The following is a 23,335-nucleotide window of genomic DNA, read 5'->3' as shown; positions in this document are numbered from 1 at the left end:
CGAAATTTATGAGGGCGGGCACGAATTTTTTTCGTGCGCAGCGCAGCGTCGGCCCAGCGCGATGCCTGACGGGCTCTGGACGAGGGAGAGATCGAGCAGTTCTGCAAGGTTTTCGGCAAGGCGCGTGGGTTCGCGGACGCGGAAGATGCCCGAGACGCGCAGGTCGCCGAGCCCGGGCTCGGCCAGGAGCAAGGGCCTGTCGGCATAGCGGTTCGCCTCCGCCAGCAGATCGCGCAGCGGCACGTTCCTGAAATCGCGCAGGTCACTCGGCCAGTCGGCCTGGACCACCGGGATTGCCTGAAGCGCCACCCCCTTCCCCCCACCGATCGCGATGCCATGGCCGGCGGTGAGGCGCGTCACCTCGCCGCTGTCCCGGGACGATCCTGCGGCCGTGCCCATGGCAGGCTGGCGGACATCAACCTGGCCTTCGATAAGCGCGACGGTGGCATCCTGGCCACGAAGCGTCACATCGAAGATGGTGCCGCGCGCGAGGACAGAGCCCCCGCCGGCCGCGACGACGAAGGGCCGCCGCTCATGCGCGACGACAAAGCGCGCGCGCCCACGCAGCAGCGCCAGGTCGCGCCGCGCGGCCGAGAGCGTGACGCGCACGCGGCTGTCGGCATCGAGGATCAGGCGGGATCCGTCGGCCAGCCGGAATGCCCGCACTTCCCCGGGCGACGTGGCGAGGCTCGCCTCGGCGACCGGTGCCCTGCCCGTTCCGTCCGCCTGGATGAGCGGATGGCCGGGGCCGATCGCGCGCATCGCAGCCGCGGTTAGCCCTACCAGCATGGGAACGGACACGAGAAGGAGCAGCAGCATGAGGAGCGGGCTCCCCATCATCCGGGCGAGCAGCATGGGCTGTCGCGCAGGACGACGTGTATCCGACACCTCGACGGCCAACTTCAGCCCTTTCCCGAGGCTGAACACCTCGCTGATATGGCTATAGGCCTGGCGATGCGCCGGATCTGCGGCAAGCCAGGTCTCGAATTCCGCGCGCTGCGTCTCGCCTTCGGGACCGCGCATGAGGGCGAACCACATGGCAGCGTCCTCGCGCAGCTCGGGCGTTCGCGATCCATCCATCTGTGTCATTCGGTTTCGAGAGCCGTGGAGATGTGTGCCAGTGCCCGCCCGACATGATATTGGACGGTGGGAATGGAGATGCCGAGCCGCTCGGCGATCTCGCGATAGGTCAGTTCGTCGAGGCGGTGAAGCAGGAATGCCTCGCGGGTCCGGTCGGGAAGGCCCTGCACGGCATCTTCGTAGCGCGCCATGAGTTCGGCATGCGCGAGGGCTTCCTCCTGGGCAGGCGGCACTGCAATGTCGGCTTCCTCGTCGATGGCGACATGGGCGGCAGACATGCGACGCAAACGGCGCCGGCTCCGCTCGAACAGGAGATTGCGTGCGATCCGCTGGAGATAGGGCGCCGGGTTGGCCAGGCCCTCGCGCGCCATGAAGGCGGCGAGCCGCGCGAAGGCTTCCTGCACGAGATCGGGCGCCTCGTCCGTCTCGCCGATGCGTCGACGAAAGTAGCGGGTGAGGCGCGGCGCCTCCGCCCGATAAAGCCCCTCGATCCTGCTGGCCTTGCCGCCAATCTCATGCGCGTCTTCACCGGGGTCCGGGTCGGCGGGTTGCGCAGCGATGCGGCGCTCGCCAGCAAGCGCCCGGGCATGTCGCATTGGCATGGAAACGCACGACCTCGTCGGGCCGGCAGTCGTCGCGCCCCAGGGCGGTCCGGGGTTGGCGAGAGCTAGCGACGCGCGAGGTCTTTAGAAAAACCCCTGCCACCCGACCGCAGGGACGGATGTAGTGATGCCTGGCACAACAGGAGGGAGGCGGGTGCCGGCGATCAACGCCTCCGCGGCCCATGATAGCCAAAGGTGCGAAGGGCGCAAGACGTCGGCTCAAGCCTGATCGGTAATGGCCCTGCGCAATTCGGCGATGCGCGACTGGCACAAGGCATGGACGCGCTGCCCAAGGACCTCGGCATGGCCGGCGAGCCATTCCAGGTCCTCGCGGCTAATCCTGTAATGGCGCGAATAACGACCCTTGCGATAGGCGTCCTTCAATTTTTGGTAGAGGGCGCGCTCCCGCCGCGTACCGCGCGGCCAGACGTCGAAGAGGCTGCGATCGATGTCCTCGGCAAGCTCCCGCAGGAACAGAATGTTGTGATCATAGGGGGTGTAGAAGGTGAAGGTCAGCAATAGCCCCTGATAGAGATTCTCAACCGCTTGATGAAGGAGAAACGCCGCCTCATTAGAATAGTCTCGTTCAATCGCGACCTTGGCGAGATCGAAGAACCGGGTTGCGTCGCCGATATACTTGGAAAAATATTCTTCGGCCGCCACCAGGGCCATGTCCGGCGTCTTGGGAATCGGCGTCTTCAGCGGCCGATCGTCGGATTCGTAGAGAAGGATGCCGTCGTTGAGGATATTCATGAAAAACAGTCGGCCATGCGCCAGCCCGTCGTTCACCTCCTGCAGCGAGTGGACGATGAAATTGGCGGGCGTACCGAGCGTCTTCTCGAAATTATAGGCGGTGACGATCCGCTGGTCGGTCTCGTCCCAATAGGCCGCACGATCCGTCAGGTCCTTCTGGTTGACGATCACCAGCAGGGCATAGTCGGACTTGTACCGGTTGGCATCGAGCGGGGCATCCACCCAGTCGCCGCGTGCATAGGACCCGAACAATATGATCTTGAGGATCCGGCCGGACTTGCGCCGCCCCGTCGCCGCGACGGTGGCGTCGCGAAGCCCCTGGAACAGCATTTCCACGACAAGGTCTAACTCGCGCTGCTTGTGTAGCGGGAGATGATCAAGATCGCTCCGCATGGCTCAGGCCTGACGCGCTCTGCCAAGGAAGGGGACGGCGATGCGCAAAGCGTGCAAACTCCAAATGCGTGGGCGGAACCGGTTGCTATGCAGGCCAGGCAAGCAAGCGGCACAAATATAGAACGGGAAAGCGTCGAAGCACAAGGTTGGAGGCGGCCGCTGCAAAAGCGATTGAAGATCCGTCCCCGATCCACCGCGACCGGCCGATTGGCGTCCAGGCCATCGCGACGAGGCCGTTCTGCCGACCCGTGCCGGTGACGTCGACGCGATCGATCTTCTCCGCGATGGAGGTGATCGGCATGGACCAGGCGGGATCGGCGACTGCCGCCGCGTGAAATTCCAAGCTTGCCCGATGGCGTGCCCCTTTCCTGCGCATCGAAGGCGGCACGGGCATTGGCCGTCAGCGGGCCGGGATGCTGCCATCGATCGCCAGGAGGGAGCGATCTGCGTGTGCGATTCGTCACCCCGACATGGCGCCGGTTCGAAACCGGTCGCCGGGGACCGCGAGGAGATGCGTCGCGATACCAGCGACGCCCTGACGTCCGAGCCTTTCTTCTGAGACTCTATGCCCTAGCCCGCAGTCAGTTCTCGGACCTGGGCGGAGGCTCGCATGACCCCGACAAAGCTACTCATTGGACAAATGCTCATAGTGCTGGCGATCATCCTCGCGGGCATCTGGACCGCCACGCAATGGGCCGCGGCGCAGCTCGCCTATCAGCCGGAGCTTGGCGCCCCCTGGTTCGTCTTGCTGGGCCAGCCGATCTATCATCCCTGGTCGATCTTTCCCTGGTGGTTTTCGTTCGATGCCTATGCGCCCATCGTCTTCGACAAGGCGGGTGGCATCGCAGCCGCTGGCGGCTTCGTCGGCTGCGGCGCGGCGATCTTCGGTTCGATATGGCGCGCGCGCCAGTCCAAAAACCTGACCACCTATGGCTCGGCCCGCTGGGCGACGCACCGGGACATCAAGGGTGCCGGGCTCCTCGACCAGCACGGCGTCGTGCTGGGGCGCATCGACCGCGATGACTTGCGCCACGATGGCCCCGAACATGTCATGGCATTCGCGCCCACCCGATCGGGCAAGGGAGTCGGCCTTGTCATTCCAACCCTGCTTTCCTGGACCGGCTCTTGCCTCGTACACGACATCAAGGGCGAGAACTGGCAACTGACCGCCGGCTGGCGCGCCCGCTTCTCGCACTGCCTGCTGTTCAATCCGACCGACGCTCGCTCGGCGCGCTACAATCCGCTGCTCGAGGTCCGGCGCGGGGTGAACGAAGTCCGCGACGTCCAGAATATCGCCGACATCCTGGTGGATCCCGAGGGTGCGCTGGAGCGTCGCAACCACTGGGAGAAGACCAGCCATTCGCTGCTGGTCGGCGCCATCCTCCATGTCCTCTATGCCGAGGAAGAGAAGACACTCGCCCGCGTCGCTTGCCTTCTGTCGGACCCGCAACGCAGCTTCGCCGCGACCCTGCGAAGGATGATGGCCACCAACCATCTCGGTACGCCGGATGCGCCGCTGGTCCATCCCGTGGTCGCCTCTGCGGCCCGTGAACTGCTCAACAAGAGCGAGAACGAACGCTCCGGCGTGCTGTCGACCGCCATGTCGTTTCTTGGCCTTTATCGAGACCCGACCGTCGCTGCAGTAACTGCCGCATCCGACTGGCGCATCGCCGATCTCGTCGGAGCGGCACATCCGATCTCGCTCTACCTTGTCGTGCCGCCGTCCGACATCAGCCGCACCAAGCCGCTGGTTCGCCTTATCCTCAACCAGATCGGCCGCCGGTTGACCGAGGAATTGCACGGCGTCGGCAAGGACGGCGAGGCCGCACAGGGCCGACATCGGTTGCTGATGATGCTCGACGAGTTCCCGGCGCTGGGAAGGCTCGACTTCTTCGAGACGAGCCTCGCGTTCCTGGCGGGCTACGGGGTGCGCGCCTTCCTGATCGCGCAGAGCCTGAACCAGATCGAGAAGGCTTATGGCGAGCACAACGCCATTCTCGACAACTGCCATGTCCGCGTTGCCTTTGCGACCAACGACGAGCGAACCGCCAAGCGGATTTCGGACGCGCTTGGTACGGCGACCGAACAGCGCGCGATGCGCAACTATGCGGGGCACCGACTCGCGCCTTGGCTCGCGCACGTCATGGTCAGCCGCCAGGAGACTGCGCGGGCTCTGCTGACGCCCGGCGAGGTGATGCAGCTTGCGCCCACGGATGGGCTGGTCCTGATCTCTGGACACCCCCCGATACGCGTGAAGAAGCTGCGCTATTACGAGGATCGCCGATTCACAGAGCGGCTCTCGCCCGCACCGATACTGGATGGTGCCGGCTATCGTGACCTTCCGGCAGCTCGCCCGGATGACTGGGCTGGACAGGTTCGCGGCGCTGACATTCGCCTCTCCGCCCATGGTGATGCCGATGAAGGAGCCGACGCCGGCGGCCTCGAGCAGGCGCGGCACCCCGCGCACGACATCGAACCGGCAGTCGTCATCGAGCCAGAGGTCGCCGACCCCCTGGGCCTTGGCGAAGACGATGGTGATCAGGCTGCCGAGCGCCGCGCCATGGACCGGGTCCAGCAGCTCGGCACCGTGCGTACCGTCTACGGCCTCGATGCCGCCTCGGATCGCCCCGACGACCTCCAATTGGGATTTTGATCATGGATAAGATCCGCCATCAGCTGTTCCTGCCCAAGCCCGTGTCCGATCGGCTGGAAGCGCTCGCCGCCAGGCCCGGCGCCAGCAAGTCGGCCATCCTCGTCGATGCGGTTACTGCCTGGCTCAATCGCCGGGGCGCATCGGAGCTGGAGGATCGGTTCGCGATCCGCCTCGACCGGCTTACGCAGGCGATCGGCCGGGTCGATCGCGACTCCTATGTGATCCTCGAGACGCTCGCCCTCTTCATCCGGTTCGAACTCGCGATCCAGACGCCGCTCGCCGAAAACGACCAGGCGGGCCGCGCGCTCGGAGCCAAGAGGTTCGAAGCCTTCGTGACCCAGGTCGGACGGCAAGTCTCGACCGGGCGGCGCACCCTGGCCGGTTCTTCGGAGAATGGCGAATGAGCGGCCGCCCAGACACCGCAGGGCCGGCAACCTCGGCTGAGCGCCGTCGCCGGATGCTGATCACGGCGCTAGGCCGCGACATTGCCGCCGCGATGCGCGACAGCCAAGTCACCGAGATCATGGTGAATCCGGACGGCGCGCTACGGCTTGACCGTCTTGGCGAAGGCCGTATCGATACCGGGGCCCGCATCGAACCGGACCAGGTCGAGCGGATCATCCGGCTGGTGGCGAGCCATGTCCGGGCCGAGGTCCATGCCGAGCACCCGATCCTATCGGCCGAGCTGCCGCCGCATATCGAGGGCTGCGCCGGCGAGCGTTTCGAAGGCGTGCTGCCTCCGGTGTCGTCCGCACCCTGTTTCTCCATCCGCAAGCCTGCCACGAGGCTGCACACGCTCGACGACTATATCGCCGATGGGCTGATGTCGGAGGTCCAGGCAGACGCCCTGCGCGCCGCTGTCGCCCAGCGCTGCAACATCCTCGTCGCCGGAGGCACCAGCTCGGGCAAGACGACCCTCGCCAATGCGCTGCTCGCCGAGATGGCCCCAGAACATTCGAGGCTCGATAGCCGCGTCATCCTCATCGAGGACACGCGCGAACTGCAATGCCCGCTGCCCGACACGGTGGCGCTACGTACCCGTCCACCGCATGTGTCGATGACCGAGCTGGTGCGCTCGACCATGCGCCTGCGCCCCGATCGCATCGTGGTCGGCGAGGTCCGCGGCCCCGAAGCGCTCGACATGCTCAAGGCCTGGAATACCGGTCACCCCGGCGGGATCGCGACGGTCCACGCCAACAGCGCCCGGGCCGCACTCTACCGCATCGAACAGTTGGTACAGGAGGTGGTCGTCACCGTGCCGCGCCAACTGGTCGCCGAGGCGATCGACATCATCGTCTTCATCGCCGGGCGCGGCGTCGACCGCCGCGTCGCCACGATCGCGCGTGTCGCCGGGCTCGATCCCGACACCGGCGCTTACGCGCTCGCCGATCTTCCCAAGCTCAATTCCCCCAAGTCCAGCCCGAAGGAGACCTGACCCATGACCTTTGCCCACAATCCCCGCCGCATCGCCAACCGCTCTTCGCTTGTCGGCGCCGCGATCGGCCTCGCGTTGGCGCTCGCCGCCCAAGTCCAGGCGGCCGGCTCCGGCATGCCGTGGGAAGAACCACTGCAGCAGGTGCTGGAATCCGTGCAGGGCCCGGTAGCCAAGATCGTCGCCGTGATCATCATTATCGTGACCGGCCTGACGCTCGCTTTCGGCGAGAGCGCGGGCGGGTTCCGGCGACTGATCCAGATCGTCTTTGGTCTCTCCATCGCCTTTGCCGCCTCGAGCTTCTTCCTGTCCTTCTTCAGCTTCGGCGGCGGAGCATTGATCTCGTGACCGGCGCCATGTCCTCCGGATCAGAGCATATCGATGGCTACGAGGTGCCGATCCACAGCGCGCTGGGTTCGCCGCTTCTGCTGGGCGGCGCACCGCGGGGCCTCGCGATCGTCAACGGCACGCTGGCGGCAGCGGTCGGCCTCGGCCTCCAGCAGTGGCTGGCCGGGGTGCTGCTCTGGGCCGTCGGCCATAGCATCGCCGTGATGGCCACCCGCCGTGATCCCGATTTCGCGCCGGTCCTCCTGCGCCACATCCGCCAGAAGGGATATTTCGCATGCTGAGGCACCTGAAATGATGTTCCTGGGCGAATATCGCGCGTCCGCCGAGCGCCTTGCCGATCACCTGCCCTGGGCCGCGCTGGTGGCGCCCGGCGTGGTGCTCAACAAGGACGGCAGCTTTTTGCGGGTGCTTGTCTTCCGTGGTCCCGACCTCGAGTCCGCGACCGAGGCCGAGCTGGTCGCCGCCTGCGCGCGGGCGAACAATGTGCTCAAGCGACTCGGCAGCGGCTGGGCGCTATTCTTCGACGCGGAGCGGCGCGAGGCGCAGGCCTATCCCGACAGTAGCTTTGCCGATGCGGCGAGCTGGCTCGTCGATGGCGAGCGCCGAGCGGCCTTCGAGGCGGCGGGGACGCATTTCGAAAGCCGCTATCACCTGTCCCTGACGTGGCTTCCGTCTGCAGATGCTACCGACCGTGCGGGGCGGAGCCTTGTGGAGCGGCCCGATAGCGAAAATACACGCGACTGGCGCGGCGCACTGGAAAAATTCGTTGCCGAGACCGACCGCGTGCTCGACCTGCTCTGCGGCTTTATGCCGCAGGTGCGCCCGCTCGACGATAGCGAGACGCTGACATTCCTGCATGGCGCGATCTCCGACCGTCATCATAGGGTCGCCGCGCCAGAAACGCCGATGTATCTCGATGGGCTGCTTGCAGATACGCCGCTGGTCGGCGGGCTTGAACCGCGCCTTGGCGACCTGCATGTGCGCACGCTGACCATTCTCGGCTTCCCGAGCCTCAGCCGTCCCGGCATCCTCGATGCGCTCAACCACCAGGACTTCGGCTATCGCTGGGTCACGCGCTTCATCGCGCTCGACAAGAGCCAAGCGACCAAGACGCTCACCTCGCTCCGGCGCCAATGGTTCAACAAGCGCAAGTCGATCACCGCGCTGTTGCGCGAGGTCCTTTATAATTCACCCGCGCAATTGCTCGACAGCGATGCCGACAACAAGGTGGCCGATGCCGATCAGGCCCTCCAGGTGCTTGGCGGTGACCATGTCGCGTTCGGCTACCTGACCACGACGATCACGGTCACGGACCGGAGTCGGATGGCGGTCGAGGACAAGGTCCGCGCGGTCGAAAGGATCGTCAACGGGCTTGGCTTCACCTGCGTTCGCGAAACGGTGAATGCGGTCGAAGCCTGGCTCTCCTCGCTGCCAGGCCAGACCTACGCCAATGTCCGTCAGCCGCTGGTGCATACGCTCAACCTCGCGCACCTGATGCCGCTTTCGTCAGTGTGGGCCGGGCCGGTGCGCAATGGCCACCTCGACGGACCGCCACTGCTACTCGCGAAGACCGCCGGCTCGACGCCGTTCCGGCTTTCCACCCACGTCGGTGATGTCGGGCACATGATGATCGTGGGACCAACGGGCGCGGGCAAGTCGGTGCTGCTGAGCCTCATCGCGCTGCAATTCCGGCGCTACCCCGGCGCCCAAGTCTATATCTTCGACAAGGGGAATAGCGCGCGGGCGGCCGTGCTGGCGATGGGCGGCGCGCACCACGCGCTCGGATCGGCCGAGGTCGACGGCGAGACGCTGGCATTCCAGCCGCTTGCGAACATCGACAATGCTGGCGAGCGGAGCTGGGCAGCGGATTGGATCGCGGCGCTGCTCGCGCACGAGGGCTTGATCGTAACGCCGGAAGTGAAGGACGCGATCTGGACCGCTCTCGGCAGCCTTGCTTCCGCGCCGCGCGAGGAGCGAACCTTGACCGGGCTAGCACTGCTGCTCCAGTCGAACGCGCTGCGCATCGCGCTACAGCCCTATACGCTCGAAGGCCCGCATGGCCGGCTGCTCGATGCCGCCGAGCAGCAGCTTAGCCTGGCCGACTTGCAGTGCTTCGAGACCGAGGCGCTGATGGGCCAGGCTGGCGCGGTCGCGCCTGTGCTGAGCTATCTGTTTCACAGGCTGGAAGAGCGGTTCAATGGCCGCCCGACCTTGCTGATCCTCGACGAGGCCTGGATCTTCCTCGACCATCCGCTTTTCGCAGCCCGCATCCGGGAGTGGCTGAAGGTGCTGCGCAAGAAGAATGTAGCTGTGCTGTTCGCGACGCAAAGCCTTGCAGACATTGCGGGCTCCGCGATCGCGCCGGCCATCATCGAAAGCTGCCCGCAGCGGATCCTGCTGCCCAACGATCGGGCGATCGAGCCGCAGGGTCATGACATCTACGCGCGCTTCGGCCTCAATGACCGGCAGGTCGAGCTGATCGCGCGGGCCACGCCCAAGCGGCACTATTACCTCCAGTCCGCACGCGGCAACCGGCTGTTCGAACTGGGGCTGGGTCCGATCGCGCTGGCCTTGTGCGGCTCGTCTGATCCCGCAGCGCAAGCCCGGATCGATGCGGTCCTCGCCGAGCATGGGCACGGCCGTTTCGCCGAAGCCTTCCTGCGCGATGCCGGCCTCGACTGGGCGGCCGACCTCGCTGCCGATTTCCCCGCTTCCGACATTCAAGCCCCCCACGAAGGAGAGACGTAATGCATAGTCCCCATCGAAAGCACATGATTGCTGCCTTGCTCGGCCTCGGCGCGTGCGGCGCGCTTGGCATGGGCGCGATGACGATGACGGCGAGCCCGGCACACGCCCAGTTCGGCGGCGTCGTGTTCGATCCGAGCAACTACGCGCAGAATATCCTGACCGCTGCACGCACGCTGCAGACCGTCAACCAGCAGATCCAGCAACTCCAGAACGAAGCGCAGATGCTGGTCAACATGGGCAAGAACCTAACGCGCATCGACTTCCCGCAGCTCGACGCCCTCAAGCGCAAGCTTACCGAAATCGACCGGCTGATGGGCCGCGCGCAGGCCATCGATTTCCGCGTCGACCAGCTCGACGACAAGTTCCAGTCGCTGTTCCCCCAGGACTTCAGCTCTGCCTTGCGCGCCGATACCCGCGTACGCGACGCGCGGGGACGCCTTGACGCCAGCATGGGCGCGTTCCGCCAGACGATGACCGTGCAGGCCCAGGTGGTCGAGAACATCCAGTCGGACACCGAGGTGCTGGCTGACATCGTCGCGCGCAGCCAGGGTGCCGAGGGATCGCTCCAGGTCAGCCAAGCGACGAACCAGCTTCTCGCGCTCACGGCAAAGCAGCAGTTCCAGCTCCAGCACATGATGGCCGCGCAGTTCCGCAGCGAGGCCATCGAGCAGGCGCGCCGGACAACGCAGGCGACGGAAGCCCGCGCGGCGACGAAGAAGTTTCTCGGTTCCGGATCGGCCTACACGCCTGAATAGCCCCCTCGGGCTCTAGGCTGATCCGGTCCGCGGTCGGCGGCGCTCCCTCTCGTGCCGCCGATCGCCGTCGCGGGGCGCGGTCCAGCTCCCCAGCCGCGTCCCGCGACACCTCTTCGCTCCATCAGGAAGGCAGTCAATTGAACGACCTAAATGTCATCGATCGCTTCCTTCAGGCGTTCATCACCTACATCGACAGTGGGTTCGGACTGCTTGGGCCTGATGTCGGGTTCCTGACCGCGACGCTGATCGGCATCGACATCACGCTTGCCGGACTGTTCTGGGCGATGGGCGGCGAGGACAATGTCATCGGCCGGTTCCTGCGCAAGATCCTGTACGTCGGCGCGTTCGCCTTCATCCTGAACAGCTTCTCTCGACTAGCCGACATCATCTTCCGCTCGTTCACGCAGGCTGGCCTTACGGCCGGTGGCGGGACGCTCTCGCCCGATGACCTGCTCAAGCCCGGGCGGCTTGCGGGGACCGGCTTCTCGGCGGCATGGCCACTGATCGAACAGGCGAGCGAAATGGTCGGGTTCACGACCTTCTTCGACAATTTCCTGGTGATCATGGTCCTGCTGTTCGCCTGGGCGCTGGTGATCGTCGCCTTCTTCATCCTTGCGGTGCAGATGTTCGTCTGCATCCTCGAGTTCAAGCTGACCACGCTGGCCGGCTTCATCCTTGTGCCTTTCGCGCTCTGGAACCGAACGAGTTTCCTTGCCGAACGCGTGCTGGGCAACGTCGTCTCCTCCGGCATCAAGGTGATGGTGCTCGCGGTTATCGTGGGCATCGGTTCCAACTTCTTCACCGAGTTCACTGACGCGCTGCGAGGCCAGGAACCGGACATCGGCCAGGCCATGAGCCTCGTGCTCGCGAGCCTTTCCCTGTTCGGCCTGGGCATATTCGGTCCGGCGATCGCCTCGGGCCTGGTGTCGGGCGCACCCCAGCTTGGTGCCGGTGCAGCCCTCGGCACCGCCGTCGGCGCTGCCGGCGTGACGATGCTGGCTGGCGGCGCCGCCGTGGGCGGAGCACGCGCCTTGGGTGGCGCTGCCCTCGGCGCCGTCCGCTCGGGCACGGCAATGGGGTCGGCCGCATCGACCGCCTACCAGCTTGGCCGCGAGACCGCCGCCACCCCCTCGGTCGGCGCGGGCCTCGGCGGCGTGGGCCGCGCCGCGGGGAATGCCGCGCGGTCGCGCGTGGGCGGCGCCCTTGGTCTCGGCGAAGCCGCGGCCGGCGGTCGTCAGGCCGCTTGGGACGCGCTCAACCAAAGCTCACCGCCATCCAATCCGATTGGAACGGGCGGCGGCGGGGAGGCGGGCGGGACGCCCGCCTGGGCGCGCGCAATGCGCAACCAGCAAACGAGCCGCCATCGCCAGAGCCAAGCGATCCACACGCTTCAGCAGGGCGATCGCGGCGGTGGATCCGCCACCCCGGACATCAAGGAAAGGAACGACTGAGCTATGTTCTTCAAGCGAAGCGCGCAGCGCTACGGGCGCACGACACCTCCCGAGACGCCGTACCAACGCGCCGGCCAACTCTGGGACGAGCGGATTGGCTCGGCACGGGTGCAGGCGCGAAACTGGCGGTTGATGGCATTTGGTTGCCTCGCGCTGACCGCCGGCACCTCGGCGGGTCTCGTCTGGCAATCCTTGCAGAGCCGGGTGACGCCCTATGTCGTCGAGGTGGATCGGCTGGGCGAGGCGCACGCCGTACTGGCGGCCGATGTTGCGTATCGGCCGACTGACGCACAGGTCGCTTGGCACCTCTCGCACTTCATCACCAACGTCCGGTCGGTGTCGCTCGACCCGGTACTGATGCGCCGTGACTGGCTCGAGGCCTATGATTTCGCGACCAAGCGGGGCGCGCAGTTCCTCGGTGAATATGCCCGCTCGGCGTCGCCATTCGCCAATGTGGGGACACGCACAGTGTCGGTGCAGGTGACCAGCGTGGTGCGCGCGTCGGACAAATCTTTCCAGGTGAAGTGGACGGAGACGGCGTTCGAGCGCGGGTCGCAAGCGGGCAGCAGCCGCTGGACAGCCATCCTCACCACCGTCACGCGCCCGCCAGCATCGGCCGACGTCCTGCGCAAGAACCCTCTGGGCATCTACATCGATGCGATCGACTGGAGCCGCGAACTCGACACGACGCCCACTTCCTCGCCCACGGCGCGACCCGCACCGCAACCTGCCGCGACCTTGCCGATGGGATCGCCGCTCGATCACGACCTCCGGGCCCAGACCATGATGCCGGTTTCCCCCTATCCCCAGGAGAAGAATCCATGAAGTTAGTCCTTCTGCCGGCGATTGCCGGAACTGTCCTCGCATGCCCCGCGCTCGCGCAGGAGCGCTCCGCATCACCACTCAAGACGGTCCGGTCGGCGACGCGCAGCGCCACCGTGGAACCGGTCGCCCTCGGCTTCATCGCCGGGGCACAGGTCTATCCTTTCAGCGAGGGCACGATCTTCGCGGGTTATGCCGCGCCAGGGCTGGTGACTGACATCATCCTGCAGCCCGGCGAAAACCTCGTTGCGGTCGCCAGCGGCGATACCGCCCGCTGGGTGATCGGAGACACGACCAGCGGCTCGGGGGACGGCAAGCAGACGCATGTCCTGGTGAAACCGTTCTCGGCGGGCCTGCTGACGAACCTTGTCATCACCACCGATCGCCGCGCGTACCATGTCCGCCTGGTAAGCACCTCGGCGACCGCCCTGTCGTCAATGCGGTGGACCTATCCCCAGGACGAGTTGCTGGCGGTCCAACGCAAGGCGGAGGCCGCCCAGGTCGCGGCGCCGGTGGCCGCCGGCGTCGCCATCGATCAGTTGCACTTCCACTATGCGGTCAGCGGCGACCGTCCTGCATGGCGTCCGCTCCGCGCGTTCGACGACGGGGCGAAGACCTATATCGAGTTCCCCACGTCGCTTGGCGTCGGCGAGGCGCCACCCCTGTTCGTCCTTGGTGCCGACGGAAAGGCTGAACTGGTCAACTATCGGCAGCGCGACCGCTTCTACGTCGTCGACCGGATCTTCGACGCCGCCGAGCTTCGCCTCGGCCTCAAGAAGAGCCAGGTCGTGCGCATCGACCGCGTATCGCGTCCGACCAAGCGGAGGGGCGCATGACCGACACGCTCGCCACGGAGCAGCCGACCACCTCGGCGGCGAAGCTCGATCCCGAGACGCTGAGCATTCGCTCGCGACCGGCGCGGGCGATCCGCTTTCGCCGGGGCGCGATCATCGGCGCAGCCGCGCTCGGCTCGGCCAGCCTCATAGGCGTCGCCTGGATGGCTTTGAAGCCGCAGGTTTTCCAGCACGTCGTCCAGGACAGCGAACTCTCGCAGCCGATGGCAAAGTCGGCCTCGGACGCGCTGTCCGGATTGCCGACCAGTTATGGCGATACGCCCAAACTCGGTCCGCCATTGCCTGGCGACCTGGGTCGACCGATCCTTCGTGCGCAGGAACGGGCGGAAGCCGCGACCGCGTCCACGCCGGTCGATACCGCTGCGGCGGCACGCCAGCAGCGGCTAGCCGATCTCAAGGCTGCAAGAGAGTCGGGGCTCATGGCGCAGACCACCAGCGGCCGCGGCGCGGCGGGCCCGGCAGGCGCAAGCGCCACGACGCTCGATACCCAGCCGGCCAATCCGACCGCCACCGGAACCCGCAAGGAACAGTTCGCGTCGACCCGGGACGCCGGTGGTGATGTCAATTCAGGAGTGTTGGTGGCGCCGATGTCCCCCAACAGCCTGCTTGCCGGCAGCGTAATCGCAGCAAGCCTCATCACCGGGCTCCACTCCGACTTGCCTGGCATGGTCACCGCGCAAGTAACGCAGAACGTATTCGATACGGTCACGGGCAATATCCTGCTCGTGCCGCAGGGTGCGCGTTTGATAGGCAAATATGACTCTGTCGTCGCCTTTGGACAGCGCCGGGCGCTAGTCATCTGGCAGCGCCTGATCTTGCCGGATGGCAGTTCGGTGCGGCTCGACAATATGCCGGCGACTGACGCGGCGGGTTATGCCGGGCTCGTCGACAAGGTGGATTTTCACACTTGGACCCTGCTCAAGGGCGTCGCCATCGCCACGATGCTGGGAGTCGGATCGGAGCAGTCGATCTCTGGGGAGAGCGATCTCGTGGAGGCGATCCGAGAGTCTGCCCAGTCGAACACCGCGAGGGCCGGCGACCAGATTACACAGCGCAACCTCGACATCCAGCCGACGATCACGATCCGGCCCGGCGCGCCCGTCCGCGTGCTGGTGACCCGCGATCTCATACTGGCGCCATGGCGCAGAAATGCAGGGAACTGACACATGGTCGATATCAAACTCGCAAGGTTGCCCGATCGCACGCCGGTCAAGCTGGCCATTACCATCACCCCGGATCTGCAGAGCGCTCTCAACGACTATGCCGCCATTTACGCCCAGGCCTACGGGCGTGAGGAGCCGGTGACCGAATTGATTCCGGCGATGCTGACGTCGTTTCTCGAAAGCGACCGCAACTTCGCACGTGCGCGCGAGGGCGCGCGGAAGGGGCGACCATGATCGAGCGGGCTTGGGAGCAGAAGATCGAGCCGCTGACGGTGCGTATTTCGACCGCTGTCCGCATCACTGGCCTCAGTCGTTCGCGCATATACGAGCTCATTCAATCCGGTGACCTCGACACGGTGAAGGTCGGGAGAGCCACCTTGGTTCAGTATAAAAGCTTGAAAGCTCTAACTCAGGTTCGAGGAGGACTCGGAAATTGAGCGGTGTTAATTTTCGCTAAGGATCTATTTTGGCGGAAGAGCCGCGATCATCGACTGCCGCCAATGCAGCCGCTGCGTGCCTCCATGATGAGAACACGGCCCCCGTTTTGTTGTGCTTTGCAAACTCGCTCTGCAACTTATTTCCGATTGGCAGCGTTTGGCGACCTGAAAGGAGATGTATTATGGGTCTCTTCCGAGCGCTTTTGGTTGGCGCGGCTGGCTTTGCCTTATACAAGTATGTCACAAAAGAGCGATGCGATGTTGTTTCTTCAGCGGATTGTCCTGATGTGCGTGATGCGGGACCGGAAAATATGACGAACCCGCCGCGTTCATGGGATAAGGAAGATGAAGCAAGCGATGAAAGTTTTCCGGCGAGCGATCCGCCCGCTACTTATTGAATCATAATAATATTTGCGCACGACCATACGAAGGTAGAAGTCCGATAGTTAATGCCGCAGCGCTTGATGCCCATTTCGCCAAGCCGGTGCTGGTCGAGCCGCATTTTAGATATCGGGGAGCAATTGGTCCTCCCTCCCCCAAAGCGCGAGATTTTTCAGGGATGCACGCTTTAGCATTTGGGTCGCATCGCCGATATGCCAAAAAGAGGGCTTTTCAAGATCGCGCAGTTCTTCCCAGGTTACCGGGACCGCAATCGGGGCGTGTTCGCGGTTGCGCGCGCTATAGGGCATGACGGCGGTCGCGCCGCGCTGGTTTCGCAGATAGTCGATGAAGATCCGTCCCGTCCGTTTGGCCTTTGAAAGGGCGGCGGTGAAACGGGCTGGCTCCGACTGCTCCAGCGCCATGGCAAAGCGGTTGGCAAAGTCCTTCACCACTCGCCACTCCGCCGACGGCGTGAGGGGCGCGATGACATGAACGCCTTTCCCGCCGGTCATCATCGGAAATGTCGTAAGGCCCATTTCGGCCAAAAGATCACGCACATGCAAGGCGGCCGACACGACAACCTTGAACCCAAGGCTCTCGTCAGGATCGAGGTCGAACACTAGCCTGTCCGCTTTCTCGACGTCCTCGATTCGCGCGCCCCAGCCGTGGAATTCGATGGTGCCCATCTGCACGCACGCCAGCAGGCCAGCGGGCGTATCAACGAAGAGATAGGCTTCCTGATGCCCATCTTTCTCCCGGATACCCACTTGTTTTACTGCATCGCCAAAGCTGCCGGCGTCATGCTTCTGGAAAAAGCACTTCTTCGCTCGGCCCTGCGGGCATCGGACCAGGCTGATTGGTCGGCTTCCCGCCCATGGGAGCATGATCGGCGCGACGGTTTCGTAATAATCCGCCAGCTGCCCCTTGGTGAGCTTGCCTTCGGGAAAAATCACCCTGTCGCGGTTGCTAATCTTGACCGTGCTGGCTGGCGCAGCAGTGACGACGTCCACCGCTGCTTCCTTCTCGATCACCACCGCTTCCGGCTTCTTATCCTCGCGCAGCCCCAGATAACTGGGGTGACGCAAGACGCCTTCGTCCGTGAATTCTAAATACGCGATTTCCGCGACAAGCTTCGGCTCGATCCAGCGTGCCCCGCGCACGGTGGCACGCGGGGCCTCGACAGTTGGCACCTTTCGCGCGAGCGGGGCTATGATTTCCAATAGCCGCTAGATCTCGTCGCCGGTGAAGCCGGTGCCTACCTTCCCGGCATAGCGAAGCTGGCCAGCTCAAGGGCCATGGTTTTGAGATCGTGCGCTACCGTGAAGATCGCGGCGCGTTCACCGCGCTGCGTCAATTGGAAGAAGTTCCGGGAATGGCAGGGAATGCGGATGGGCTGGATGATATCTTGATGATCTGATCCACTTTGTCAGATACAAAGACGCCGCCCCGTAAGGGGCGGCGTCCTGAAGCTCGATAGAGACTTATTCCTTGGCGCCGGTGCCCGGTTCGGTCGTCTTGGGTGCCTTGCCGTCTTCGACGCGACCTTCGTTGCGCAGATCGCGGCCTTCCTGGGCCTTCTTCTTCGCTTCGGCGGTGTCGCCGTGTTCGTTCATCTCTTCCTTGACGAAACCGGCAGCTTCCTTGGCTTTGCCTTCAATGCTCATGATGCTCTCCTTCAAATGGAATGGCTGTAAAACACGTGCTGAGGTGAGGTGTTCCCAATCGATGCCTAAGCCAGCATGCGGACCTTCGGTTCGCGCGCCCAGATGCGGGTCGCAGCAGTCTTGATGAAGGTCGCACCAAGGTCGGTGACGCCTTCGTCGGGTTCAACGCCAGCCTTGTCGAGCAATGGCTGTGCCTCTGCCGTATGGCCGATCGCCTTGAGATGCCCGAAAGCATCCATCACGAACTGAACGGCAGCCGCTTCTTTAAGAAGCTGCGTGCAGCCGTCTTCCGACAGGATGACGGCAATAGCATCGAACAGCACAGAGGGACCGCCAGCGAGCTGGAAATCGGCTTCCAGCACTGACCCATCGGACATCTTCGCGCCGCCGATTTTGGGTGCGACGATTACCGGGCGGCCCCCGGCATCACCGATCTGACTGGTCAGCTCGTCGACAACGCCAGCATCAGAGCCATCGGCAATGAGGATCGCGATGGTGCGCCCCTCAATCGACTTTGGCGCCCGCGGACCTTCGATGATGCGCAGGGCCGGCGAAGGCTCCATGTCCTTGACCGGCGCAGCCGATGGTGAGGCCTCCGGAACTTCCATATTGAGCCCGTCCGCAACGCGCTTGGCGAGCTTTGGATCGACATTTACAAGATTGCCCATCATTCGCGTGCGCACATGCGCCAAGCCGACCTTGCTGAGTTCGAAGACCAGGGCTGAGGCCAGATGCGCCTGCTCCGGTTCGGCGAGGGAACGGAAAAACAGCCTCGCCTGGCTATAATGGTCGGCAAAGCTCTCGGCGCGAACACGAAGCTTGCCGCCTTCCTCGTCCGGCCCGGTCGCAGCGGCGATGCTGCGATAGCCGGTGACGGGGCATTCGCGCGGGCCAGGCTCATCTCCGGGCCGCGTCTCGGCGCCTTCAGACAGGCCATTGGGCTCGTAGTTCGTGCGCCCCTTTGGCACCGCCATCTGAAATTGGCCGTCGCGCTAGAAATTCATCACCGGGCATTTGGGCGCGTTCACCGGAAGCTGGTGGAAATTAGCCGTGCCAAGCCGCGACTTCTGGGTGTCGAGGTAAGAGAAGAGCCGGCCTTGCAGCAACGGGTCATTGGAGAAGCCGATGCCAGGCACGATGTTGCCCGGGCAATAGGCAACCTGCTCGGTCTCGGCGAAGAAGTTGTCAGGATAGCGATCGAGAACCATGCGGCCGATCACACGCACCGGCAGCATTTCTTCCGGGATGATCTTGGTGGAATCGAGCACGTCGAAATCGAGGCTGTCGGCAAAGGCTTTGTCGAAAGCCTGGATGCCCAGTTCCCATTCCGGGAAGTCGCCCCGGTCGATCCGCTCGAACAGATCACGGCGCTGATGATCAGGATCGGCTCCAGCGATCTTCACCGTCTCGTCCCAGATCGTCGACTGGAGACCGGCCTTGGGCTTCCAGTGGAATTTCACGAAGGTCACGTCCCCTGCTTCGTTTTCCATCTGGAACGTGTGGATGCCGAAGCCTTCCATCGTGGCGAACGAGGCCGGCAAGGTGCGATCGCTCATCGCCCACATGATCATGTGGGTGGATTCGGGCATCAGGCTGATGAAGTCCCAGAAGGTGTCGTGGGCCGTCGCCGCCTGGGGATAGCCGGTCTGGGCTTCCATCTTGGCGGCATGGATCAAATCGGGAAACTTGATCGCGTCCTGGATGAAGAACACCGGGATGTTGTTGCCGACCAGATCCCAATTGCCTTCCGTCGTATAGAACTTGACCGCAAAGCCCCGCACGTCGCGCGGGGTATCGACCGAACCTGCGCCGCCCGCGACTGTCGAGAAGCGCGTAAAGACCGGAGTCTTGGTGCCTTTGGTAAAGACCGCTGCCTTGCAGATGTCGGAGATGTCGTCGGTCGCCTCGAAATAGCCATGAGCCGCAGAGCCACGGGCATGGACGATGCGTTCAGGAATGCGTTCATGGTCGAAATGGAAAATCTTTTCGCGCAGAACAAAATCCTCCAGCAGGACCGGGCCGCGCGCGCCTGCCTTGAGCTGGTTCTGGTTGTCGGAAATCCGTATGCCCTGATTGGTGGTCAGGACATTATCGTCGCTCGCTTGTTGATGGGTTTCCCCGCCACTTCCCGTGGTGTTTTCGATTGCGCTCTTACTGGCCATGTCGGTCCTTTTCGCGCTGATCGTGATCTGGTTCACTCGCAACGCATCAGGGCGAAAAAAGTCCGCACCTCAAAATCAGAGTCGGAAGAGATTGTCCGTGATGGACCACCGGCAAGCTGGTGAGTTACAAATTATACTTTGGAAATGACAGGATGTTTAATCACGTCCACTAGCGGACTATAATGATCATATAGTCAACAATCTTTTTAAGCTATTATCATCTGTATGTAAAATGACCCCATGTTGCGATCTGATTTTTTCCGATTGGCCGCGAAAGTCTGCGACCACTATATTGACCGAAGTTAAGCTGCACTCGTTGCAGAGAAACCCTGCTACATCCGGGAAATAAACCTTCATATAAGCGTTAACGGCTTGGCGATTGCGAAACATGTGCATCGTCGCAGGGAGCCCGTTGAATGCGCATTGCCATCATAGCCCATTTGAAGTTCCCCATAAGTGAGCCGTTTGCAGGCGGGCTGGAGATGCACACCCATATGCTGGCGCGGTCACTGCGCGAACGCGGGCACGACGTCACGCTCTTTGCTTCGACGCGCTCCGATCCCGCACTGGGGGTGGAAGCGATCTGCGATGAGACCTCGCTTCTCGAAACGGGCATAGCCGAAGCCAATGATGTTGCCTTCTTCCGCGAACACCATGCGTATCTCGGGCTGATGACCGAATTGCGGTCGCGATCGTTTGACGTGATCCACAACAATTCGCTGCACTATCTCCCCGTCAGCATGGTCGAGACGCTTGATACCCCTGTCCTTACCACGCTCCACACCCCGCCCTTTTGCTGGCTGGAAAGCGGTGTCCGGCTCAACCGCGGACCGATGACCTATGTCGCCGTATCGCAGGCGACGGCCGACATGTGGAGCCACGTGGCCAGGACCGATCATGTCATTCCCAACGGCATCGATCTGACACACTTCCCGTACCAGCCTGTAGCAACCGAAACGCAGTATCTGGTCTGGTATGGCCGGATCGTCCCGGAAAAGGGACTGGACTACGCAATCGATGCGGCGCGGCTTGCAGGATTGCCGCTGCGTATCGCCGGCCCCATCTCGAACCAGAGCTATTTCGATGAAAAGATTGCGCCGCGTCTGGGCGCCAAGGTCGAATATGTCGGGCATCTGTCCCACCGCGAACTCGCCCGCCTGGTGGGAGGGGCTATCGCCGCGCTTTGCACTCCGCGATGGGAAGAACCCTATGGCCTGGTCGTGGCTGAGGCGCTGGCTTGCGGCACCCCCGTCGCCGCGTTCCAGCGCGGCGGTGTGCCTGCGCTCTTGAATGAAGATTGCGGCGTTCTTGCGCAGCCGGACGATGTCGCTTCGCTGGCATCGGCGGCGCTGGCCGCTTCCGTGCTGAGCCGCAGCGCCTGCAGAGCTCATGCGGAGCGATATTGCGACGCGCAGCGCATGGTCGATGAGTATGAAGCCGTGTACCGTCAGATCGCGCTTGCTTCGGTTGTCGCCCACGAGCCGCAGACTGCACCTCTTATTGCCAGCGTCGCATGAGGCCTCCAATCTGCGTCTGCATACCCGCTCGTAATGAGGTGGAGCGTATCGGTCGCCTGATCGAAGCTCTGGCACAGCAAACCGTTCAGACCTTCGCTGTCGCGATATGCGTCAACAACAGTAGCGATGCCACACATGCGAAAGCCGTCGAAGCTACGCTTCGCTCCAATGCCGGGTTTGCGCTTCACATCGTTCAGCGCGTGTTCGAGCCGGAACTTGCCCACGCCGGATCTGCCCGCCGCGCGGCGATGGACATGGGCGCTGATCTTCTGACGCCCGGCGGCCTATTACTTTCAACGGATGCGGATTGCCGACCTCCCGCCGATTGGATCGAGGCCAACCTGGCACATTTTTCGCCGGAGCGGATCATTGGCGGTCGCATCGAACTGGACGAACTGGAAGCGGACATGGCCCCGGCCATCTTCAGGCTGCGCCGCCGGTTCGATGCCTATTGGGAGGCCGTGCGCGCGATCGAGGACAAGATCGATCCCGTCGCATGGGACATGCCGCCCCGACACGGTGATCATACGGGGGCCAGCCTTGCGCTGTCCGTCGGCCTTTATCGCCGTGCGGGCGGCGTTCCGCTGCTGCCAACCGGCGAGGATCGTGCCCTGGTCGAGGCGGCGATCAAGGCGGGGGGCAAGCTCGTCCACCCGAATGCGGTGTTGACCCGGGCCTCCTCCCGGACTGCAGGGCGTGCCAATGGTGGTATGGCGGCCGACATGCAGCGCTGGATCGACTGCGCCGCAAGTGCTGAAATTCCTATGGTCCCTGCTTTCTCCCATTGGGAAAAGCGCGCAGGCTGGCGGCTTTTAACCAGAGCTAAAATGGGCGTAACGGCCTGTCTGGAAGCAGAGCGTGCCCTACCCCCTATGCCGTGCGACATGCCGCTTCCCGACATGGCGGAAGCCGAAATATCAGCCGTCCAATGAGCCGCCCGATCGGATATTATGTCCATCATCACGGCGATGGCCATCGCCAGCGCGCGATTGCAATCGGTCAATCGCTGGACAATGTCATGCTTATGGGGAGCGGGCTTGCCTACAGAACCGGAAACCTCCCCTTCCTCGACTTGCCTGACGACCGTCTCGACGACAGCTTCGCCGGCATCGATCATGTCGACCGTCCTTCTTCCCTGCACTATGCGCCGCTGGATCATGAAGGCCTCCGCCAGCGCACTGCGCTGATGACAGGCTGGATCGCCGAGGCGCGTCCGCGCCTCATGGTGGTGGATGTCTCAGCCGAGGTGGCGATGCTGGCGCGGCTTGCATCGGTGCCCACCGTTTATGTCCGGTTGAGCGGGCGCCGGCTCGATGCTGCCCATCTGGACGCCTTTCGCGCAGCTACCGCTCTGCTCGCTCCTTTCCAAGATGCGCTCGACGATGACGAAACCCCACGCTGGGTGCGCGAGAAGACCTTCTACGCCCCTGGCATCGTCCGATCTGCCAGCCAAAATATCAGCGCGAATGATGACGTTGTGCTGGTCGTCCTCGGGCGCGGGGGCGCGATATCCAATGGAGAGCACTGGGCAGCCGCAGCCCGAGCAGCGCCCGCATGGCAATGGCGCGTCATCGGTCCCTGCACCGTACCCGCAGATTTGCCACCCAATCTTGAATTGCCCGGGTGGGTCGATGATGCGGACGCGCAGATTGCTGCAGCCAGGGTCGTCATTGGCGCTGCAGGCGATGGCGTCGTCAGCGCAGTTCTGTCGGCGCGGCGCCCATTCATTTGCCTGCCCGAACCCCGCCCGTTTGATGAGCAGGCATCGAAGGCCAACAGGCTGGCGGCAGTGGGCGGAGCCATCGTGCGGCATGAGTGGCCCAAGCCTCAGGAATGGCCTAGCCTGATCGGTCGGGCTATCGCGCAAAACCAGCAATGGCCCGCTTGCCTTGAAAGTGAAAGCGGGCCGGAACGAGTCGCGCGTTGGCTCGATGACCTCTGTGCCCGGGCAGTCTCAAACAGGAGCCATATCGCGTGATCCCCGATCTTCAGGACCAAGTCATTGACTCGACGGACATCGTCGATCGCCTTGCAATGCTTGGCGCGCGCTATGACGCCGCACCTAATTTTCCCAGTGATAGCCTGACAGCTCTGATCCAGAGCGGTCATCATCGCCGGTT

22 protein-coding genes and 2 pseudogenes are annotated in these 23,335 nt (G+C 63.8%); 18 read left to right on the top strand and 6 right to left on the bottom strand.

The genetic code is table 11. The features are described 5' to 3' along the window. Positions 1-6: 6 nt before the first annotated feature. The 3 genes from VHN57_RS20650 to VHN57_RS20640 form a co-directional block, all read right to left on the bottom strand. Positions 7-1,038, bottom strand: a complete 1,032-nt coding sequence (locus tag VHN57_RS20650) for a FecR family protein (protein WP_423285150.1) — start codon at positions 1,036-1,038, stop codon at positions 7-9. A 47-nt stretch (positions 1,039-1,085) separates the two neighbouring features. Next, complete coding sequence (locus VHN57_RS20645; RefSeq protein ID WP_423285148.1) at positions 1,086-1,682, bottom strand: RNA polymerase sigma factor; 597 nt, start codon at positions 1,680-1,682, stop codon at positions 1,086-1,088. A 219-nt stretch (positions 1,683-1,901) separates the two neighbouring features. Continuing rightward, positions 1,902-2,828, bottom strand: a complete 927-nt coding sequence (locus VHN57_RS20640; RefSeq protein WP_423285146.1) for a nucleotidyltransferase and HEPN domain-containing protein — start codon at positions 2,826-2,828, stop codon at positions 1,902-1,904. A 146-nt stretch (positions 2,829-2,974) separates the two neighbouring features. On the opposite strand from VHN57_RS20640, the gene VHN57_RS20635 reads away from it, so the two are divergent. From VHN57_RS20635 to VHN57_RS20565, 15 genes are all read left to right on the top strand, one after another. Further along, positions 2,975-3,163 (top strand): hypothetical protein, encoded by a 189-nt coding sequence (locus VHN57_RS20635; protein WP_423285144.1) that lies wholly within the window; start codon positions 2,975-2,977, stop codon positions 3,161-3,163. 275 nt (positions 3,164-3,438) lie between these two features. Continuing rightward, positions 3,439-5,481 carry a conjugal transfer protein TraG gene (locus VHN57_RS20630; protein WP_421122091.1) on the top strand — a complete coding sequence of 681 codons (2,043 nt, stop codon included), beginning with the start codon at positions 3,439-3,441 and terminating at the stop codon, positions 5,479-5,481. A gap of 2 nt (positions 5,482-5,483) precedes the next feature. Further along, positions 5,484-5,885, top strand: coding sequence for a CopG family transcriptional regulator (locus VHN57_RS20625; protein ID WP_421122092.1), 402 nt, complete (start codon positions 5,484-5,486; stop codon positions 5,883-5,885). Continuing rightward, complete coding sequence (trbB, locus tag VHN57_RS20620; RefSeq protein WP_423285142.1) at positions 5,882-6,916, top strand: P-type conjugative transfer ATPase TrbB; 1,035 nt, start codon at positions 5,882-5,884, stop codon at positions 6,914-6,916. Before VHN57_RS20625 ends, trbB begins: the two co-directional genes overlap by 4 nt. A 3-nt stretch (positions 6,917-6,919) precedes the next feature. Continuing rightward, entirely contained in the window at positions 6,920-7,261 is a 342-nt protein-coding gene (locus tag VHN57_RS20615; protein ID WP_099232111.1) for a TrbC/VirB2 family type IV secretion system protein, read from the top strand. Between the two features lie 8 nt (positions 7,262-7,269). Next, entirely contained in the window at positions 7,270-7,542 is a 273-nt protein-coding gene (locus tag VHN57_RS20610; RefSeq protein ID WP_423286073.1) for a VirB3 family type IV secretion system protein, read from the top strand. Between the two features lie 10 nt (positions 7,543-7,552). After that, positions 7,553-10,009 (top strand): conjugal transfer protein TrbE, encoded by a 2,457-nt coding sequence (gene trbE, locus VHN57_RS20605; RefSeq protein WP_423285139.1) that lies wholly within the window; start codon positions 7,553-7,555, stop codon positions 10,007-10,009. Next, positions 10,009-10,764, top strand: coding sequence for a P-type conjugative transfer protein TrbJ (gene trbJ / locus VHN57_RS20600; protein WP_421122096.1), 756 nt, complete (start codon positions 10,009-10,011; stop codon positions 10,762-10,764). The genes trbE and trbJ overlap by 1 nt, the downstream gene beginning before the upstream one ends. Before the next feature lie 137 nt (positions 10,765-10,901). After that, positions 10,902-12,215, top strand: a complete 1,314-nt coding sequence (trbL, locus tag VHN57_RS20595; RefSeq protein WP_423285137.1) for a P-type conjugative transfer protein TrbL — start codon at positions 10,902-10,904, stop codon at positions 12,213-12,215. A 3-nt stretch (positions 12,216-12,218) separates the two neighbouring features. Continuing rightward, positions 12,219-13,040 carry a conjugal transfer protein TrbF gene (gene trbF, locus VHN57_RS20590; RefSeq protein WP_423285135.1) on the top strand — a complete coding sequence of 274 codons (822 nt, stop codon included), beginning with the start codon at positions 12,219-12,221 and terminating at the stop codon, positions 13,038-13,040. Then, entirely contained in the window at positions 13,037-13,873 is an 837-nt protein-coding gene (gene trbG / locus VHN57_RS20585) for a P-type conjugative transfer protein TrbG (protein WP_423285133.1), read from the top strand. The genes trbF and trbG overlap by 4 nt, the downstream gene beginning before the upstream one ends. After that, positions 13,870-15,054, top strand: coding sequence for a TraB/TrbI/VirB10 family type IV secretion system protein (locus VHN57_RS20580; RefSeq protein ID WP_421122098.1), 1,185 nt, complete (start codon positions 13,870-13,872; stop codon positions 15,052-15,054). The genes trbG and VHN57_RS20580 overlap by 4 nt, the downstream gene beginning before the upstream one ends. Positions 15,055-15,057: 3 nt before the next feature. Then, on the top strand, positions 15,058-15,288 hold the full coding sequence (locus tag VHN57_RS20575) for a DUF2274 domain-containing protein (protein ID WP_421122099.1): 231 nt from the start codon (positions 15,058-15,060) through the stop codon (positions 15,286-15,288). Continuing rightward, positions 15,285-15,491: a MerR family transcriptional regulator gene (locus tag VHN57_RS20570; protein ID WP_185706568.1), complete on the top strand. Its 207-nt coding sequence runs from the start codon at positions 15,285-15,287 to the stop codon at positions 15,489-15,491. Before VHN57_RS20575 ends, VHN57_RS20570 begins: the two co-directional genes overlap by 4 nt. Before the next feature lie 182 nt (positions 15,492-15,673). Then, positions 15,674-15,889, top strand: a complete 216-nt coding sequence (locus tag VHN57_RS20565; RefSeq protein WP_185706566.1) for a hypothetical protein — start codon at positions 15,674-15,676, stop codon at positions 15,887-15,889. Between the two features lie 105 nt (positions 15,890-15,994). Here the strand turns inward: VHN57_RS20565 and ligD are convergent. The 3 genes and pseudogenes from ligD to VHN57_RS20550 form a co-directional block, all read right to left on the bottom strand. Further along, positions 15,995-17,155, bottom strand: a pseudogene (ligD, locus tag VHN57_RS20560) (DNA ligase D); the annotation flags it as partial. 198 nt (positions 17,156-17,353) lie between these two features. After that, positions 17,354-17,536, bottom strand: a complete 183-nt coding sequence (locus tag VHN57_RS20555) for a hypothetical protein (RefSeq protein WP_185706564.1) — start codon at positions 17,534-17,536, stop codon at positions 17,354-17,356. A 65-nt stretch (positions 17,537-17,601) separates the two neighbouring features. Next, a pseudogene (locus VHN57_RS20550) lies at positions 17,602-19,698 on the bottom strand (catalase). A 416-nt stretch (positions 19,699-20,114) separates the two neighbouring features. On the opposite strand from VHN57_RS20550, the gene VHN57_RS20545 reads away from it, so the two are divergent. Genes VHN57_RS20545 through VHN57_RS20535 form a run of 3 tightly spaced genes read left to right on the top strand, consistent with a single transcriptional unit; the run spans position 20,115 to position 23,193 of the window. Further along, a complete protein-coding gene (locus VHN57_RS20545) occupies positions 20,115-21,215 on the top strand; it encodes a glycosyltransferase family 4 protein (protein ID WP_185706562.1) in 1,101 nt (366 codons plus the stop codon). Then, entirely contained in the window at positions 21,212-22,147 is a 936-nt protein-coding gene (locus tag VHN57_RS20540; protein ID WP_423285129.1) for a glycosyltransferase family 2 protein, read from the top strand. The genes VHN57_RS20545 and VHN57_RS20540 overlap by 4 nt, the downstream gene beginning before the upstream one ends. Beyond that, entirely contained in the window at positions 22,144-23,193 is a 1,050-nt protein-coding gene (locus tag VHN57_RS20535; protein ID WP_423285127.1) for a glycosyltransferase, read from the top strand. The genes VHN57_RS20540 and VHN57_RS20535 overlap by 4 nt, the downstream gene beginning before the upstream one ends. Positions 23,194-23,335 lie beyond the last annotated feature (142 nt).

The sequence above is a fragment of the Sphingobium salicis subsp. salicis genome, from assembly GCF_049472635.1.
In the GTDB taxonomy this organism is placed as follows: Bacteria; Pseudomonadota; Alphaproteobacteria; order Sphingomonadales; family Sphingomonadaceae; genus Sphingobium; species Sphingobium yanoikuyae_A.
The sequence above is the reverse complement of the archived record's forward strand: the minus strand, read 5'-3'. Positions and strand labels throughout refer to the sequence as shown.